The sequence below is a fragment of the Floridaenema fluviatile BLCC-F154 genome (genome assembly GCF_041929135.1).
Lineage (GTDB): Bacteria > Cyanobacteriota > Cyanobacteriia > Cyanobacteriales > Aerosakkonemataceae > Floridanema > Floridanema fluviatile.
This window is the reverse complement of record NZ_JBHFNS010000093.1, coordinates 159,246-176,274: the sequence shown is the minus strand read 5'-3', so window position 1 is coordinate 176,274 and position 17,029 is coordinate 159,246. Positions and strand designations below refer to the sequence as shown.

Annotated in this window: 15 protein-coding genes; 12 read left to right on the top strand and 3 right to left on the bottom strand. The window is 39.7% G+C overall.

What is annotated here, in order from left to right:
* Window positions 1-10: 10 nt before the first annotated feature.
* The 4 genes from ACE1B6_RS27740 (at window position 11) to ACE1B6_RS27725 (ending at window position 6,336) form a co-directional block, all read left to right on the top strand.
* On the top strand, window positions 11-2,536 hold the full coding sequence (locus tag ACE1B6_RS27740; RefSeq protein ID WP_413260534.1) for an FkbM family methyltransferase: 2,526 nt from the start codon (window positions 11-13) through the stop codon (window positions 2,534-2,536).
* Window positions 2,537-2,851: 315 nt separating this feature from the next.
* Entirely contained in the window at window positions 2,852-3,895 is a 1,044-nt protein-coding gene (locus ACE1B6_RS27735) for a cysteine hydrolase family protein (protein WP_413260533.1), read from the top strand.
* A gap of 426 nt (window positions 3,896-4,321) precedes the next feature.
* Entirely contained in the window at window positions 4,322-5,470 is a 1,149-nt protein-coding gene (locus tag ACE1B6_RS27730; protein WP_413260532.1) for a DUF4214 domain-containing protein, read from the top strand.
* Between the two features lie 62 nt (window positions 5,471-5,532).
* Entirely contained in the window at window positions 5,533-6,336 is an 804-nt protein-coding gene (locus tag ACE1B6_RS27725) for a pentapeptide repeat-containing protein (RefSeq protein WP_413260531.1), read from the top strand.
* Window positions 6,337-6,687: 351 nt separating this feature from the next.
* Here the strand turns inward: ACE1B6_RS27725 and ACE1B6_RS27720 are convergent, their stop codons facing one another.
* Window positions 6,688-7,578 (bottom strand): hypothetical protein, encoded by an 891-nt coding sequence (locus ACE1B6_RS27720; protein WP_413260530.1) that lies wholly within the window; start codon window positions 7,576-7,578, stop codon window positions 6,688-6,690.
* A gap of 219 nt (window positions 7,579-7,797) precedes the next feature.
* Here ACE1B6_RS27720 and ACE1B6_RS27715 point away from each other — a divergent pair, with 219 nt between their 5' ends.
* The 4 genes from ACE1B6_RS27715 (at window position 7,798) to ACE1B6_RS27700 (ending at window position 12,559) form a co-directional block, all read left to right on the top strand.
* Window positions 7,798-8,301, top strand: coding sequence for a pentapeptide repeat-containing protein (locus ACE1B6_RS27715; protein ID WP_413260529.1), 504 nt, complete (start codon window positions 7,798-7,800; stop codon window positions 8,299-8,301).
* Window positions 8,302-8,383: 82 nt separating this feature from the next.
* Window positions 8,384-10,903, top strand: coding sequence for a CHASE2 domain-containing protein (locus ACE1B6_RS27710; protein ID WP_413260528.1), 2,520 nt, complete (start codon window positions 8,384-8,386; stop codon window positions 10,901-10,903).
* Between the two features lie 152 nt (window positions 10,904-11,055).
* Window positions 11,056-12,144, top strand: a complete 1,089-nt coding sequence (bchI, locus tag ACE1B6_RS27705; RefSeq protein WP_413260616.1) for a magnesium chelatase ATPase subunit I — start codon at window positions 11,056-11,058, stop codon at window positions 12,142-12,144.
* Between the two features lie 118 nt (window positions 12,145-12,262).
* Window positions 12,263-12,559: a hypothetical protein gene (locus tag ACE1B6_RS27700; protein WP_413260527.1), complete on the top strand. Its 297-nt coding sequence runs from the start codon at window positions 12,263-12,265 to the stop codon at window positions 12,557-12,559.
* Here ACE1B6_RS27700 and ACE1B6_RS27695 read toward each other — a convergent pair whose 3' ends face one another.
* Window positions 12,560-12,937 (bottom strand): VOC family protein, encoded by a 378-nt coding sequence (locus tag ACE1B6_RS27695; protein WP_413260526.1) that lies wholly within the window; start codon window positions 12,935-12,937, stop codon window positions 12,560-12,562.
* Window positions 12,938-13,112: 175 nt separating this feature from the next.
* Between ACE1B6_RS27695 and ACE1B6_RS27690 the strand changes: the two genes are divergently transcribed.
* The 4 genes from ACE1B6_RS27690 to fdxA all read left to right on the top strand — a co-directional run bounded on the left by ACE1B6_RS27690 (window position 13,113) and on the right by fdxA (window position 16,036).
* Window positions 13,113-13,505, top strand: coding sequence for a tetratricopeptide repeat protein (locus ACE1B6_RS27690; RefSeq protein WP_413260525.1), 393 nt, complete (start codon window positions 13,113-13,115; stop codon window positions 13,503-13,505).
* A gap of 159 nt (window positions 13,506-13,664) precedes the next feature.
* On the top strand, window positions 13,665-14,747 hold the full coding sequence (locus ACE1B6_RS27685; protein ID WP_413260524.1) for a class I fructose-bisphosphate aldolase: 1,083 nt from the start codon (window positions 13,665-13,667) through the stop codon (window positions 14,745-14,747).
* A gap of 580 nt (window positions 14,748-15,327) precedes the next feature.
* The gene (locus ACE1B6_RS27680; RefSeq protein WP_413260523.1) at window positions 15,328-15,678 is read left to right on the top strand and encodes a hypothetical protein; all 351 of its coding nucleotides are present in this window, start codon (window positions 15,328-15,330) and stop codon (window positions 15,676-15,678) included.
* 25 nt (window positions 15,679-15,703) lie between these two features.
* Window positions 15,704-16,036, top strand: a complete 333-nt coding sequence (gene fdxA, locus ACE1B6_RS27675; protein WP_413260522.1) for a ferredoxin FdxA — start codon at window positions 15,704-15,706, stop codon at window positions 16,034-16,036.
* A 138-nt stretch (window positions 16,037-16,174) separates the two neighbouring features.
* On the opposite strand, the gene ACE1B6_RS27670 is transcribed toward fdxA, so the two are convergent.
* A complete protein-coding gene (locus tag ACE1B6_RS27670; RefSeq protein WP_413260521.1) occupies window positions 16,175-17,029 on the bottom strand; it encodes a M48 family metalloprotease in 855 nt (284 codons plus the stop codon).

Sequence of the window (17,029 nt, the reverse complement as noted above, 5' to 3'; positions counted from 1 at the left end):
GTGAGGTAAGATGGAAAATAGTTTTGCAGAGGCGATCGCTTTTTACCAAAAGTCTATTGACTTAAATCCTCAAGATTGGGAAGCTTATAAAAATTTGGCTAATCTTTGGGCAATGAATGGTAATTTAGAGCCAGCGATTACCTATTACCAAAAGGTTGTTTACTTAAATCCCAATTTAGCCGAAGTACATAATAATCTGGGTAATTGCTTTTTAGCAAAGAATCAGCTAGAAGATGCGATCGCAGCATATCAAAAAGCTGTCACCCTAAATCCAAAATACCCAGAAGCTTTCTATAATTTGGGTAATGCTTTTAAAGCTAAGGGGGATTTAGCAACAGCGAAAATCCATTACCAAAAAACCATCTCTTTAAAACCTAACTTTCCCGAAGTTCATAATAACTTAGGGTTAGTTTTGCAAGAAGAAGGTTATCTGGAAGCGGCGATTAGTTGTTATCAACAAGCAATTAAATTAAATCCCGAATATGCAGCAGCGCATAACAATTTAGGTAACGCTTTTGAGGAAGAGAAGAATTTAGAAAAAGCGATCGCTTGTTATCAGAAATCTTTAAGTTTAAATCCTAATTATATTGATGCTTATAATAACTTGGGTAATGTGTTGTTAACTCAGGGTAAAGCAGAAGAAGCGATCGCCTATTACGAAAAAGCTTTAGACTTAGATCCTAACTACGTGCAAGCACATTATAACTATGCTAACGCTCTTAAATATCAAGATAGGTTGGGGGAAGCGATCGCTAAATTACAGTATACCTTAACCTTAGATCCTAACTTCGCTGAAGCCCATAAAAACTTAGGAATTAGTTTATTGATCGAAGGAGAATTTGCCCAAGGATTCGCCGAATATGAATGGCGTTGGCACACTAAAGAATATCAGAAAATAGCCTCATTTCAACCAGTTTGGCACGGCGGAGATTTACAAGGTAAAAAAATTCTCCTCCTTTGCGAACAAGGTTTTGGTGATAACATTCATTTTATCCGGTATGCCCCTTTAATTGCTCAACAAGGCGCACATATCACATTAGCTTGCTACGAGGAATTATACCGATTATTTAGCACTGTTCCCGGCATTCAGCAAATAGTAACATCGGGAACAACAGTAGAATATGATTACTGTGCGCCAACCATGAGTTTACCCTATTTAATGGGTACTACTGCCGAAACAATCCCCACAAATATTCCCTATTTATTCCCGCCAAAAAACACCACGATTATTTTAGAATCACCCCCAGAAACTTACCTAAAAGTCGGCATAGTTTGGGCGGGAAATCCAGGTAATACGAACGATCGCAATCGTTCCTGTAGCTTAATAGATTTTCTACCACTTTTAGACATTCCCGGAATTGCTTTTTATAGTTTACAAAAAGGTGCGAAAGCGCAGGATTTAACCGCCTTAAATTTAACTGATAAAATTCAAAACATCGGGGAAAAAATTCATGATTTTGCTGATACTGCGGCGGTAATCAACCAGCTAGATTTGGTAATATGTGTAGATACATCAGTTGCACACTTAGCTGGCGCAATGGGCAAAACTGTATGGATTTTGTTGTCGAAAGTAGCTGATTGGCGATGGATGTTAGAAGGAGAAAATAACCCTTGGTATCCAACTCTACGTTTATTTCGCCAAACTAAATTAGGAGATTGGCATCCCGTATTTCAAAGAGTAGCTTTAGAGTTAGAAAAATTGATAGCAGAGTTGCAAAATAAAACTATGGAAAATAACTTAGCTGAACAAATTCTACTTCCTGCTAATGGATTTAATAAATTAAAAAAATGCCGTCACGGAGTTTTACTTTATAATGTTAACGATTTAGGTATAGGTAAATCTTTGGCAGCTTACGGAGAATACAAAGAAGGAGAAATAGAACTTTTACAACAAATCATTAAACCGGAAGATTTAGTAGTAGAAATTGGGGCAAATATCGGTGTTCAAACTGTTTATTTAGCTCAAGCAGTTGGGAAACAGGGAACAGTTTTAGCTTTTGAACCGCAAAGAGTAGTTTTTCAAAATCTTTGTGCTAACTTAGCTTTAAATAGTATTACTAATACTTACTGTTACAATGTGGCAGTTAGCGATACATTTTCTGCGATTAGTCTGCCTGTTTTAGATTATAGTAAACCTCATGATTTTAGTAAATTAGATATTAGTGAAGATGAAGAAAATGAATTGGCTCAAACTATTACCCTTGATAGCTTAAATTTACCTCATTGTCGTTTAATTAAAATAGATGTTGCGGGAATGGAGTTGGCTGTTTTGCAAGGGGCAATTAATACAATTAAAGCTTTACAGCCAATTCTTTATATTAACTATCAACCGAAAAATGATAAAAGTTTAATTAATTTCCTGGCTGATTGCGGTTATAAAATGTATTGGCATAAAACCCCCATTTATCAGCCAAACAACTATTTTAACAATCCTGAAAATGTTTTTGGGAAAGCTGAATCAAATAATATTTTTTGTGTTCCACCAAACTTTGATTTAAAATTGGATAATTTGAAACCAGTTAGAGTTAATTTGTAGGGTGCGTCAGATAGCAGAATTTGAGGAGAGTTACAATAAATTTTAGTTCTGACGCACCCTACGGAATATAGTAGGGTGCGTCAGATAGCAGAATTTGAGGAGAGTTACAATAAATTTTAGTTCTGACGCACCCTACGGAATATAGTAGGGTGCGTCAGATAGCAGAATTTGAGGAGAGTTACAATAAGTTTTAGTTCTGACGCACCCTACGGAATATAGTAGGGTGCGTCAGATAGCAGAATTTGAGGAGAGTTACAATAAATTTTAGTTCTGACGCACCCTACGGAATATAGTTAATAAATCGGAGAGTGGGAAATGACAACTACACAAATAAGTAAAGAGTTACCGATTCCGGTTCATTTTGATAGTAACAAAGTGGGAGAGGTTTGGCGAGTACCTTACCAAGAGAGAGCAGCTGCGGCAGAAAGTTGGGCGAAAGAACATAATATTACACCTGTTTTAGTAGATGAAAAGCGGATTTGTTTATTAATTATTGATGCTCAAAATACATTTTGTATTCCCGAATTTGAGTTATTTGTGGGGGGAAATTCTGGGAAAGGTGCAGTTGAGGATAATGTGAGATTATGTGAGTTTATTTACCGAAATTTGGGGGTAATTAGTACGATCGCACCCACAATGGACACCCACACTGCCATGCAAATTTTTCATGCTATATTTTGGGTAAATGCAGCCGGAAAACATCCTGCACCAGCAACAACTATTACCCTAGATGATGTGCAAGCTGGAGTTTGGCAAGTTAACCCAGCAGTTGCTTACAATGTCACCAATAACGACTACGAAAAATTACAACAACACGCTTTTCATTATGTGAAAAAACTGAGTGCAGATGGCAAATATCCTCTGACAGTTTGGCCTTATCATTCTATGTTAGGTGGTATTGGTCACGCCTTAGTTTCCGCAGTGGAAGAAGCGATATTTTTTCACAATATTGCTAGGTGTAGCCAAACGCTTTTTGAGCTTAAAGGTAACAACCCTTTAACCGAAAATTACTCAGTGTTACGCGCTGAAGTTTTAGAAGATATTAATGGTCAACCTATTGCCGAGAAAAATGTTAACTTAATCAAGCAACTGTGGGAATTTGATGCGGTAATAGTGGCTGGACAGGCGAAAAGTCACTGCGTTGCTTGGACAGTTGAGGACTTGTTGACGGAAATTAAAGTTCAAGATCCCAAACTTAGCCAAAAAATATACTTATTAGAAGATTGTACTTCCCCAGTGGTGATTCCGGGAGTAATTGATTTTACCGAACAAGCAAATGCAGCATTTCAAAAGTTCGCAGATGCGGGAATGCACATTGTTAAATCTACTGATGCGATCGCCAACTGGCTAAATTTGTAAACTTTTATTTTTCTCCTGAAGCTAAGTTTTCACTAACAAGTAATCCCTGGACAGAATGTGACAGAATAAGAATTACAGGCTAATCAACTCTGGCAAACTCAGAAATTCTTTCTGATTAAGTTTTGCCAGTAGTCAAAATAAGGTTGTTATTACAGTGGGACGGATGCAATATTCCGTCTGGGTGCTTAAAGGGCTGGCTTATACCAGCCCTTATTTAATTGATGGCAAAATAGAATTACTGCTCATCTATAAAGGAACTAAAGTAGGATGACAACAGTCAGATCAGAGTGTAATCCTAAATTTAGAGAGTACGAGAAAAAGAAAATTAAGTGTGAGGAATAGTTGGCGCGATCGCTCGATCGGCTATTAAGCCAACAACCATGACCTTTTCACTAAAAACCATATCAGTAACTAGAGAACAGAGAAATGAACTTAAAAACTATAGCAACTACTACCCTACTCATTGGTTTAGGATTAACTCAGCCATTGTCTGCGGAAACTATAGAAAACGTTAAACAGACAGTAGCTAAAGCCAAACCAATCAAAGTCGATTTATCAAGGTCTAGCTTACCCAACAATAACGCCAAACAATTGTACATTCAATTTGGAATTCAACCCTTTTCTTACAGTCCATTGTATTGGTCTTGGGGTTTGTTTTTTGGCGATTATTACGATAATTATTACGATCCCTTCTACAGTGCTTTTGGGTATTATGGCGATCGCTATTATCGAAATCCCTATTACGGCGATCGATATTACGATTATGGCGATCGGTACTACGGAAGGCGCTATCGTCGAGGATACAACTATTACTATTCAGTCGATCAAATCCGTGATATTTATCGCGAAGTTCTTGGACGCGATCCTGATTACCGCGGGTTAAGAACTTGGTTAGGAGAACGCAGAAGCGGAGACTCTTTACGCGAGATTCGGCGTGATATTGCTCGCAGTGATGAAGCAGTCGCGAAAGTCAATCAAATTTACCGAGAAGTACTAGGTCGAAATGCCGATCGGAATGGAATTAGAACTTGGACAAACCGTTTAGCTGCTGGTGCTAGTTTATCCGAAATCCGGCGTGACATTGAAAACAGTCCCGAAGCTCGTTCTCTGAGAAATAGACGTTATCCTCGTTACTACAATCCATCTTTCAACTATTCACAACCCAGAAGATACACGCCACCAACAACAGTTTACCCACCCACCAGAGTCTCGCCATCAAGAGGTTATTCTGCACCCGTGAGGAATTTTCCCACAAACAATGTACCCGCAGTCAGATATCCTAATAGAAACTCTCCCAGAAATACTACACCCGCGGTCAGATATCCTAATAGAAACTTTCCCAGAAATACCACACCCGCGGTTGGGTTTCCGAATAGAAACTTTCCTCCTGCTACTCTCTCACCATCTAACAGAACTCCTTCACGGAGATATTCACCAGCTGACAACTATCAACAACCAACAAGGAGATATTCACCTTCAAGAAATAACTCGCCAAGAATAGATTACAACAGAAGAAACTCAGGTTCTACTTTCTCTCCTGCCGTCCCGTCATCTCCACCACGGATTCAAAGATAGATCGTAACTTGAGGATCAACAAAACTCACTAAAAACGCTTTTTTTATTTGAGATCAGGGAACATGAAATTACGAATTCTTACAGCCAGTTTGTTACTTGCTACCTTGGGTTTTTCCTATTCTGCACAAGCTCAAAATTATAGTGATGTCCGCCGATTAATCAATACTGGTAGATGTCCTGACTGTAATTTAAGAGGCGCAAATCTCAGTGGTCGGGATTTAAGAAATGCTGATTTACAAGGTGCTGATTTAGAAGATGCTAACCTGAGAAATGCAAATCTTAGAGGCGCTAATTTAAGAGATGCTAACTTGAGAGGTGCTGATTTAAGAAATGCAGATCTTAGGGATGCGGTGACGCGCAATGCAGTTTTAGATAACGCGAATTTGAGAGGAACCGATCTTGAGGGTCGATATAACGATCGCTACAGAGATCGTTATGATGACCGTTACGATCGCGATCGATATGGTCGCCGCGACAACAACTATTATGAAGAAGACATTCGCCGAATTTACCGCGAAGTTTTAGGTCGCGAACCTGATTCACAAGGTTACAGAACTTGGTCTAACGAATTAAGAGATGGTACCTCTGTTACAGAAGTTCGCTCTCAAATTGCTAACAGCGAAGAAGCCAGAGACAAAATTAATCAAATCTACCGGGAAATCTTAGGTCGCGATGTCGATCCTAGCGGATTAAGAACTTGGAGAAATCGTCTTGCTTCCGGTGACTCATTAAATGATGTTCGCCGTGACATTGCCAGAAGTCCAGAAGCTAGAAACAGACCAAATCAAACTTTCCCATCTACTCGACCAGGTTTTCCGCCTACAGTGACTCCCATACCAAATCAACCACCACGGATTCAAAGATAGCAAGGAAGCAAGAGAGTTTTGAGTTTTGAATTTTGGGTTTTGAGTTAATTCAAAACTCAAAACTTTCTCGGTTTTCTATAGCAGTTCTCATAATGGTGAGGTATACATATTGTAGGGGCGGGTTTAGCTGAAATCCTTGCTATGTGAAAGATATACCAATCAAAACCCGCCCCCAAATTGCCATTGGATTAAGGATGATAGAACATTGCTACAGTGTGAAAGATATACCAATCAAAACCCGCCCCCAAATTGCCATTGGATTAAGGATGATAGAACATTGCTACAGTGTGAAAGATATACCAATCAAAACCCGCCCCCAAATGTACCGCATCCAAAGGAGAAACGCTATATTTAAGTTAAAAAGAAAATTCCCGCATTAGTATCTTGACCTGTAAGTTGCAAAGAACTTACACCTTCGATCGCCGCAACCAAATCTCCCGTATTTGTGAAAATACTCACGCCTCCAGTAATGTTGTTGGTGAAACCAAAAGCACCAGCAGTAGTAGTATATTCATTTGGTGAACCTGCTAATTGGAGACTATCTTTTCCTGGTTCAAAATCGATAATGTAAGCATAATCGTTATTTCCTTGACCGACATAAAACCTTTGAATTGTTGTGTTAGAGGTACTTCTACCAAAACCTAAACCAAAACTATCAGATCCACTACTACCAATTAAAACATCTATTTCACCAAATCCTACACTTGTGGGAATTGGGTCTGGTTGACCTGTAATTCTGGCATTAATGTCTACATTAATCCCGACAATAGCACTTCCTGAAGGTCCCAACCCGGTAACAATATCATCACCGCTAGTTCCCGAAAAGAACGCTGTGTATCCTTCAAATCTGCCGTTACGAATGTAGTGAGTTTGTGCAGAACTAATTTGTCCTAAAGCAACTGCCCGCGACACATTAGGATATAGTGCGTAGTAATAATTTTCGTTAAATCCCGGAACGGGATCTACATTAATTGCACCTGGTCTTCCTTCCGTTTCACCAAACAGAATATAATGCTGTAAACCTGACGCAAAAACTCCATTATTTACAGCTGTTCTGACATCCGGGTTAGCATTTAAATATCTCTGTTCATCCCAGAAAGGTGATACAGCAGTGCGACCTTCAGTTAAACCAATTAATTGAAAATGTTGCAGTCCTGAAGCAAAAAATCCTTGGGCAACTGCCGATTTCACATCAGGATTATTTGCCAAGTAACTTTGTTCGTCAAAAATTTCGTAACTCATTTTATTTGCTCCTAAACTATTTTTCTTTTAGTTTATAAACTCTGGAGTTTCACACATTAATGACATCTTCAAAGGTGATTTGTCAAGTGTCGGTGGGTCATATCTACCAGAATGCTTCGCTCCTACCCTTAACTATGAATAATTGAAATTGCTTAATCACCAGTCTAAAATTTAAAAGTCAATAGGCTACTATTATCAAGGTAGATTGGAGTTTTGCTGATGAACAGAAACATTTTATTAACTCTACCCTGGTTGAGTTCCTTAATTTTAGGATTAGGAATTTCTGCACAAGAAATCGATCCGGTAGAAAGACTATTAAACACAAAAGAATGTTCCGGGTGTGACTTAAGTGGGGAGAACTTAAGTAATGTGGATCTCGGTAACGCGAATCTGAGTGGAGCCGACTTAAGCAATGCTAACTTAAGAAATAGTATGCTAGCTGGTGCTAACCTAAGTGGTGCTAGTCTTCGGGGTGCTAATTTAACCTTAGCGGTACTAGTTGGGGCTAATTTAAATGATGCTGATCTTAGTTACGCCAATCTTACAGATACTAACTTGTTCAGAGCCAAATTTGCTGGAAATAGAGGGGTAGACTTGACGGGTGCTACTTTTAAAGCAACGATTATGCCTAATGGTACAGTGAAAAATCCTGTAACAAATGCAACTTCCAATCCTCAGCCAATGTTAGTTCCATCTCAGTCATCTCCGGCTCCACTACGTTAGGATGAAAGTTCAAGGCGATATTTTTTGACTCAAATTTTCATCCATACTCAGTTTGCTCTCACTCTTTTTGCACCAAACTACAGTGCTAGCTAAATTCTCTGGTAAATTGCGTCACTTATGGTCTTATTGGCAACGTCCCAATAGTTTGCCAATAACCTATAAACCTGTAATTCTGTTAAGTATTGGTGTAACAGCATTAATACTTGGATTGCGTCAAGGGGTGACTTTTTCTATACCAGGGCTGCGTTTAGGATTAAAAATGGAAGCTTTGGAGTTAGGAACTTACGATCAGTTCGTGCGATTTGCGACAAGAGATCCTAATGGTAAATCCCTCTCTCCAAAAAATGCCGATCCTCGTTTATTAGTAGTAGCAATTACTGAGGAAGATATCCAAAAACTTGGTCAATGGCCGATTCCTGATGGAAAAATGGCTGAGTTATTGACGAAACTGGAAAAACATCAACCGCGTGTAATTGGTTTAGATATTTACCGAGATTTACCAGTACCACCGGGACATGAAAAGTTAGTTAAGTATTTAGAGAAAAGCGATCGCCTAATCGCCATTTGCAAACTCAGTGAAGCTGACAGTCCCGGAGTCGCACCCCCAAAAGCATTATCCCCGAAACAAGTAGGCTTTAGCGATTTAATAATTGATCCCGATGGTGTAATTCGGAGAGCTTTGTTATTTGCCAGAAAAGAACAGGGGAAATGTCCTACTTTTTCAGCTTTCAGTTATCAGTTAGCTAGTAGATATTTGGCTTTTGAAGGTATAGAATCTTTTAAAGCAACTCCAGAGGGAGCATTAGGATTTCGCAGCAGTAAAAAAACCGCAGATGGCAAAAAAATTAAGCCTGTAGTGTTTCCCAGGTTAGATAGTAATGCGGGTGGTTATCAAGGGGCTGATGTGGCAGGTTATCAAATTCTGCTTAAATATCATTCGGCGGAAAATGTGGCGCGACAAGTTACTTTAACTCAAGTTTTGCACGATCGAGTTCCTGGGGAATGGATACGCGATCGGATCGTGTTAATTGGTGCCGTAGCTGCGAGTATTGACGACGCATTTTATACACCTTATAGCGCCGCCCAAAACCAACAACATAAAATGCCCGGAGTGGTAGTTCATGCTCAAATTGTCAGCCAAATTATTAGGGCAGTTTTAGATAATCGAACTTTACCTTGGTATTGGCCTAATTGGGCAGAAGCTTTGTGGATTTGGAGTTGGGCAATTATTGGCGGGGTAGGTGCTTGGAAATTGCGCCATCCTTTGATTTTAGGAATTTCGGGAGTAGGCGCTTTCGGAGTTTTAAGTAGCATTTCTTATGGTTTTTGGTTGTCGTCGGGATGGATACCTTTAGTCCCAGCAGCATTAAGTATGGTGACTACTGGGGGAAGTGTGGTAGTAATTGCTGCTTATCGAATGCAGCAAGAACGGGAAAAAATGCTCAATTGGGTAAAAGAACAAGAAGAAACAATTGCGCTTTTATCCACTATGTATAAGGGAAATCTTGCTACTACTGTGCAAAATTCTCATAATACTAGCGAAACAACTGTGGCGACTGCCCCCTTATGCTCTCCGAAGAGTTTGAGTGCAATTTCTCCCAAATTTAGTGAACGGTATCAAATTATTAAAGTGTTGGGTCAAGGTGGTTTTGGTCGGACTTATTTAGCAAAAGATTCAGAAAATCCCGCAGGTGAAATTTGTGTAGTTAAACATTTAATGCCAGCGAGAAGAGATCCAAAATTTTTAGAAGTAGCACGACGTTTATTTCAAACTGAAGCCAGAATTTTAGAAGTTTTAGGGCAGCATGAACAAATTCCCACTTTGATAGATTATATCGAAAAAGAAGGCGAGTTCTATTTAGTAGAAGAGTATGTGGAAGGCAACCCGCTGAGTGAAGAATTATATGTGGATCGACGGTGGCAAGAAATACAAGTGATCGATTTACTAAAAGATGTTTTGCCGATTTTAAATTTTATTCATCAGCATCATGTAATTCACCGAGATATTAAACCGGGAAATATTATTAGACGTGCTTCTGATGGCAAGTTAGTGTTAATTGATTTTGGTGCGGTGAAGCAAATGTTACCGACAGAAGGGGGGAAAACGGAAAGTCAAACGGTGGCGATCGGAACGAGAGGATATGCACCACCAGAACAATTAGTAGGACATCCTCGCCCCGCCAGCGATCTTTATGCTTTGGGAATGATTTGTATTCAAGCACTGACTGGAATTCAACCTCATGATTTATTGTTATTGCAAGATATAGAAACGGGGAATTTGAATTGGCAACATTTAGCGAAAACTAGTGGTGAGTTGGCAGTAATTTTGGATCGGATGGTGCAGTATCATTTTAGCGATCGCTATCAATCAGCGTTAGCTATATTGAGCGATATTCAAAAGCTCGATCGGACTAATCTGGATCAAATCGTCAGAGAACCTGATTTTGAGGAAAAAACCGCCGTTCTACCCACCACGGAATCAGATAATACTTCTGTAATGCCATCTTGGAACCATTTACCAGTTAATGACCAATCAACGAACGTGGAAGAACAACTAGATCGTCATCCCACCAAGTTCGATCCAGAAACCCACAAAAGCTAAGTTTTTAAAGCCTTACTCTATGGCACAATGAAAAACGATTGGTCATTGGTCATTGGTGATTGGTCATTGGTCAAGAGTTTAACAAATGACAAATAACAAATGACAAATGACAAGTGACAAATGACAAATTCAGCAATTTTGAGGTGACGGCGTTGAGTCCGACTGCTACAGCTAGCACAAATAATGTTAAACCAGCCACGAGACGGGTAGTTTTCCCGTTTACGGCGATTGTTGGTCAGGAAGAGATGAAATTAGCACTGCTATTAAATGTAATCGATCCTTACATTGGCGGTGTGATGATTATGGGCGATCGGGGTACTGGTAAATCTACCACTATTCGCGCTTTGGCTGACTTACTCCCAGAGATTGAGGTGGTAGCTGACGATCCTTTCAACAGCCATCCTACCGATCCCGATCTCATGAGTGATGCGGTGCGAGAACGGGTGATGCAACAAGCGGAAATTCCCGTAGCGCAAAAGAAGGTAACGATGGTTGATTTGCCTTTAGGGGCAACGGAAGACCGGGTTTGCGGTACGATCGATATTGAAAAGGCACTTTCGGAGGGTGTAAAAGCCTTTGAACCGGGACTTTTAGCGAAAGCGAATCGTGGTATCCTCTACGTTGATGAAGTCAACTTGTTGGACGATCACTTAGTAGACGTTTTACTAGATTCGGCGGCTTCGGGATGGAATACTGTAGAAAGGGAAGGAATTTCCATCCGTCACCCAGCACGTTTTGTTTTGGTAGGTTCAGGAAACCCGGAAGAAGGTGAGTTGCGTCCGCAGTTGCTCGATCGTTTTGGAATGCACGCCGAAATTCGCACAGTTAAAGAACCTGCTTTAAGGGTTCAAATTGTGGAACAAAGAGCCGAGTTTGACCAAAATCCACCAACATTCACCGAAAAATATAGCCAAGAACAAGAAGCTTTGCAACAAAAATTGTTGAAAGCCAAAGAGTTATTACCGTCAGTAGAAATTGACTACGATTTACGGGTAAAAATCTCCGAAGTTTGTTCTGAATTAGACGTTGATGGCTTACGTGGTGATATTGTAACTAATCGCGCCGCCAAAGCAATAGCAGCTTTAGAGGGAAGAACCCAAGTAACGGTGGATGACATTCGTCGAGTAATTCGCTTATGTTTGCGTCACCGTTTGCGGAAAGATCCTCTAGAATCAATTGATTCTGGTTATAAGGTGGAAAAAGCTTTTAATCGGGTGTTCGGTTTAGAAGTTACGGAATAAGTTCGCATTTTGAGTCAAATTAATTGTTAGTAGTTAGTTTTGACTCTTTAGCCGAACTAACTACTAATAAGTTTCAGAAAAAGGCAAAAATTTTAAATTCAAAGAATCAGAAATCGATATGCGGATTTGGCAATTTTGGTGGAATAGTTTATTTCTTTCGACTCAATACGATCCTCCCAGGTTTGTAGAGATAATTATGCTACTTTTAGCCATAGCTTTACTAGGACTTTGGGGAATTACGGAGAGGTGGCCTTATTTAGGCTTAAGCTTAAGTTATGTAGTTTGTTCATCTGTCTCGGTGATAGTTAGGGAGTCGATGACACCTTCAACTTATCCCAGGTTAACTCAAGTGGTAGCATTTCTGTTGTTAATTATTAGCATTTATAGCTTTGCCAAATTAATTTATCAAACCTAATTAACTGGTTGATTGATGCAGAATTAAGCGATTACCAGCAGGGTCATAAGCGGAGATTTCTCTACCATGAGAAGCGATGGTAATTTCCCCTGGTGGTGGATATCCTATTGTGGTGAGATGAGCGATCGCATTCTCTAAACTTTCCACCTCTAAACACAAACTCATGCCACTTTGAGCAGAGTTACTAAACTCCAAAAAATGTTCTGCTTTCGGTCGAAAAATTCCCAAACGTAACCCACCAGTCAACAGAAATTCCCCATAAACATTGGGAATAAAAGGTTGAGGTTCTTGATTAAGAAACTGACGATAAAAATCAATTACCTTGGGAAAGTCTGCCACTCCCAAAGTAACAAAAGCATTAGTTATTGCCAAAACCATAAATGATTATCCACATCTGCATTCATCTGCGTTGAAAATCAAGATTGAGCAATTTTCCAGAACCTTATTATACTATTTACCCAATCCCCCGAACATTTGTAGGTGAAAAAACCGCACCCCATGAATAGCGAAAGATTTTGCACAATGGAACTGTAATGAAATTACCCCAAATATTATGAACATTTTTGAGCAGAACGATCGAAAACCAGAATTTTGGGACGGTCAAGGTTGCGCTTTGTGTGAAAATGAAAAGTATACCGAAGCCTTAGCAGCTTTTGAGCAAGCAATAGCGATTAATCCGAATTATTGCCAAGCTTGGAATAACCGAGGAAATGCTTTTTGTGGGATGAAACGTTATGCCGAAGCTTTAGCAGCTTACGATCAAGCTGTAGCGATTAAACCAGATTATCATCAAGCTTGGTTTAACCGGGGTTTGTTGTTAGCAGAAATGCAAGCTTATGGAAATGCGATCGCATCTTATGAAAGAGCGATCGCAATTAACCCAGATCCGCGTTATATTCACGCTAAAGACAAAATTTGGTTGAATAAAAAATTACACACCGTATAAGCTTGTTGTTCCCTCTTTAGAGGGAGTTGCGCTGAAGCGCCTATTACAAACTTTTTGTTTAAATCCTAAAAAAAAAAGAGATATAGTCTACCTTAAGAGAGACATACGCTAGGCTAAAACATAGCCACAATCAAATAGAGAAGTCTTGAGGAAAGTGCTATGACAGCGACATTATCTACACCCAGTTTTATTGAATCTTTGCTGGGAGAAGAAGCAGAAGACCTCCTCAATTATAAAGCGAAAGTTTCTCAGGATTTATTACATTTACCTGGGTCGGATTGGGTCGATCGCATTTTTGCCGGGACCGATCGCAATCCCCAAGTTTTGCGAAGTCTGCAACAATTATATTCTACAGGTCGTTTAGCCAATACTGGTTATATTTCTATCCTGCCTGTAGACCAAGGAATTGAACACTCTGCGGGCGCATCTTTCGCACCAAATCCTATTTATTTCGATCCAGAAAACATCATCAAATTAGCAATTGAAGGCGGATGTAACGCCGTTGCTACTACTCTCGGTGTTTTGGGGATGATGTCCCGTAAATATGCCCATAAAATCCCCTTCATTGTGAAAATAAATCACAACGAATTACTGACATTTCCGAACCAATTTGATCAAGTAATGTTTGCATCAGTAGAACAAGCTTGGAATTTAGGGGCGGTAGCAATTGGCGCAACAATTTATTTTGGTTCGGAACAATCAACCCGACAAATTCAAGAGGTAAGTAAAGCTTTTGCGCGTGCTCATGAATTAGGAATGGTAACAATTCTTTGGTGTTATTTGCGAAGTAATGCTTTTAAACAGGATAAAGATTATCATGTTGCCGCAGATTTAACTGGACAAGCAAACCATTTAGGTGTCACCATTGAAGCCGATATTATTAAACAAAAATTACCAGAATGTAATAACGGTTATCATGCAGTAGCTCAAGCAATGGCGAAAACTTACGGGAAAACAGATAAACGAGTTTATTCAGATTTAACTTCCGATCATCCGATCGATCTAACTCGTTATCAAGTGCTGAATTGTTATTCTGGCAGAGCAGGTTTAATTAATTCTGGTGGTGCTTCTGGAAAAAATGATTTTGCCGAAGCTGTTCGTACTGCGGTAATTAATAAACGTGCAGGTGGTACTGGTTTAATTTCAGGTCGGAAAACATTTCAACGTCCTTTTGAGGAAGGTGTGAAATTGTTTAATGCGATTCAAGATGTTTATTTGTCGCAAGATGTAACGATCGCATAGAGGATATTGGAAAAGATGCCCCGGCCACTAAAGTCGCGGGCTACACAGGATCGTTCTCAACGTGAATCCCGCAATGTACAAAGTGTTCCGTATCGCAGTCTAAGAACTCCTGAATCAAATTCAGGGAAATCAGAATAGTCTGTCCTAAATTGCTGCTCAAAACTATTAGGCATCTCCTAATTTCTGGAGATGTCTAATACAAGAAACCGGGTTTTTAGCGGCAGCGAGGGAGTTAAAGTTTTATAACTAGCAACTTGAGTTAGTTATTAATTTAAAGTGAGTTCGATTCTCAGTTAACAGTTTTTAAATCAATAAGATGTAAATTGCCTCAATACAATTTAATGGTTTTTAATAAAAGTTAATAAGCTTTTTAATTGTCTTTTCTTTAAAAAAAGTATAATTGGAATGTTGCCATTTATCGTAAGTGATAAATCTCTAAAAGAGTGGTGTATTTCGTATTTCAATACACTCTATAATCTGCTACATCCTCATCAAAATAGAGGAGGGATGATGGCGACTATTTTTGGATTTTGGCAACCTTGAACGAAGCTTAAGACTATACGTTTAGGAGCGTGTAGAAATGTTAAAGCCAAGTACTGTATTTACCATTCAACTCGCGGTGGTCGCGGCTCTAGTGGACGGACAAGCCAGCGAGGACGAGATTAACACGATCGTAACCGAAGTATGTAAGCGATCGAGAGAAAATGCCGATGAAGTTCGCAGCTTGACCGAAAGCTTGGTGAAGACTTATCAAGCCAAGGAAGTCGGCAGTAATCCTTTCGCTGCGTTGAAATTTGCTGTTAAAGCCCTACAAGGTTTAGCCAAGCGCGATGCACTAGCCGCCCTAGCCATTGCCCAGTCCGTTCTGGAATGCGGTGGTCGTACCGCAGAGGAAGATTCATTCATCTATCGATTGTCCCAAGTAGTTTAACCTTACAGAAACAAGGAGAGTCAATATGCCTTATGTGATCACCGAAGCCTGTATTAAATGTAAATACGCCTATTGCTTAGAGGTTTGTCCAGTCGATTGTTTTTACGAAGGGGAAAATATGCTGGTCATTAACCCCTATGAGTGTATTGATTGCTCCGCCTGTGAACCAGAGTGTCCCGCTGAAGCCATTGTGCCAGATACCGATATGCTGGCAGAAAAATGGTTGCAACTCAACCAGGAATATGCCGAGAAGTGGCCCAATATTACCCGTAGGAAAGCCGCGCCAGCGGATGCTGATAGCTATAATGGTGAATCTGATAAGTACAATAAGTACTTTTCTCCCAATCCTGGCTCATAGTTGATAATCGATCAAACAAGGGGGTATTTCACTAATTACCCATAGTATCCTTAATCCTAAATCTTGTAGAGACGTTATATATAACGTCTCTACAAGATTTGGTTAATCGATTAGTTTTTTCATCACAGATATTAGCCTTTACCCTCCTGTCAAACGAGGTTTTACGTATTTAGCAAAATTCCCTTTTCCTGATTCTAATTGTGGGGGAATGCCATTAGGATAAGTTTGAGAAATTAATTGCTGTAGGCGTTGAATGCGGTTTTCTGGATTAGGATGGGTGCTGAAAAATTCGGGAGATTGACCACCTTGACGAGCCGAACCTAATATTTGCATTAATTCCACAATTCCTTGAGGATTGTAACCTGCTTGGGTCATGAAACGAAGACCTAAGCGATCGCTTTCTAATTCATCATCTCTACCATATCTTAAACTTACTAATTGATTCACAGCTTGGGCTAAAATTTGCGCTTGTCTAGCCCTTTGTTCGCTGTCACTTGCTGCTACTCCCACCGCTGTAACTAAGGTTGCACCTAACTGTTGTTTGGCTAAATGTTCTGCACCATGACGGGCTACAACATGACCAATTTCATGTCCTAAAGTGCCAGCAAGTTGCGCTTCTGAAGAAAGGCGACTTAACAAAGCAGCAGTAATAAAAACTTGTCCTCCAGGTAAAGCAAAAGCATTAATTGTGCGGGGATCTCGTAATAAATAGAATTGAAAAGGATAGCCAGATTTAGAAGCATCTGATTGCTGGACTATTCTTTCCCCTACTTGTTTGACATATTGTTGTAGCAAGCTGTTAGGATATAAACCACCATGTCTAGCTGCCATTTGTTGTCGTGCTTGTAAACCTAACGCAATTTCTTGACGTGGTGAAAGTTGAATGCGTTGATTTTCCCCTGTTATTGGGTTTTGTACTGTGTTAGTGCAATAGGTAATTAACCCAAATAATGCAACTATAATTCCAATCCACAGACGATTTAATCCTCTCAC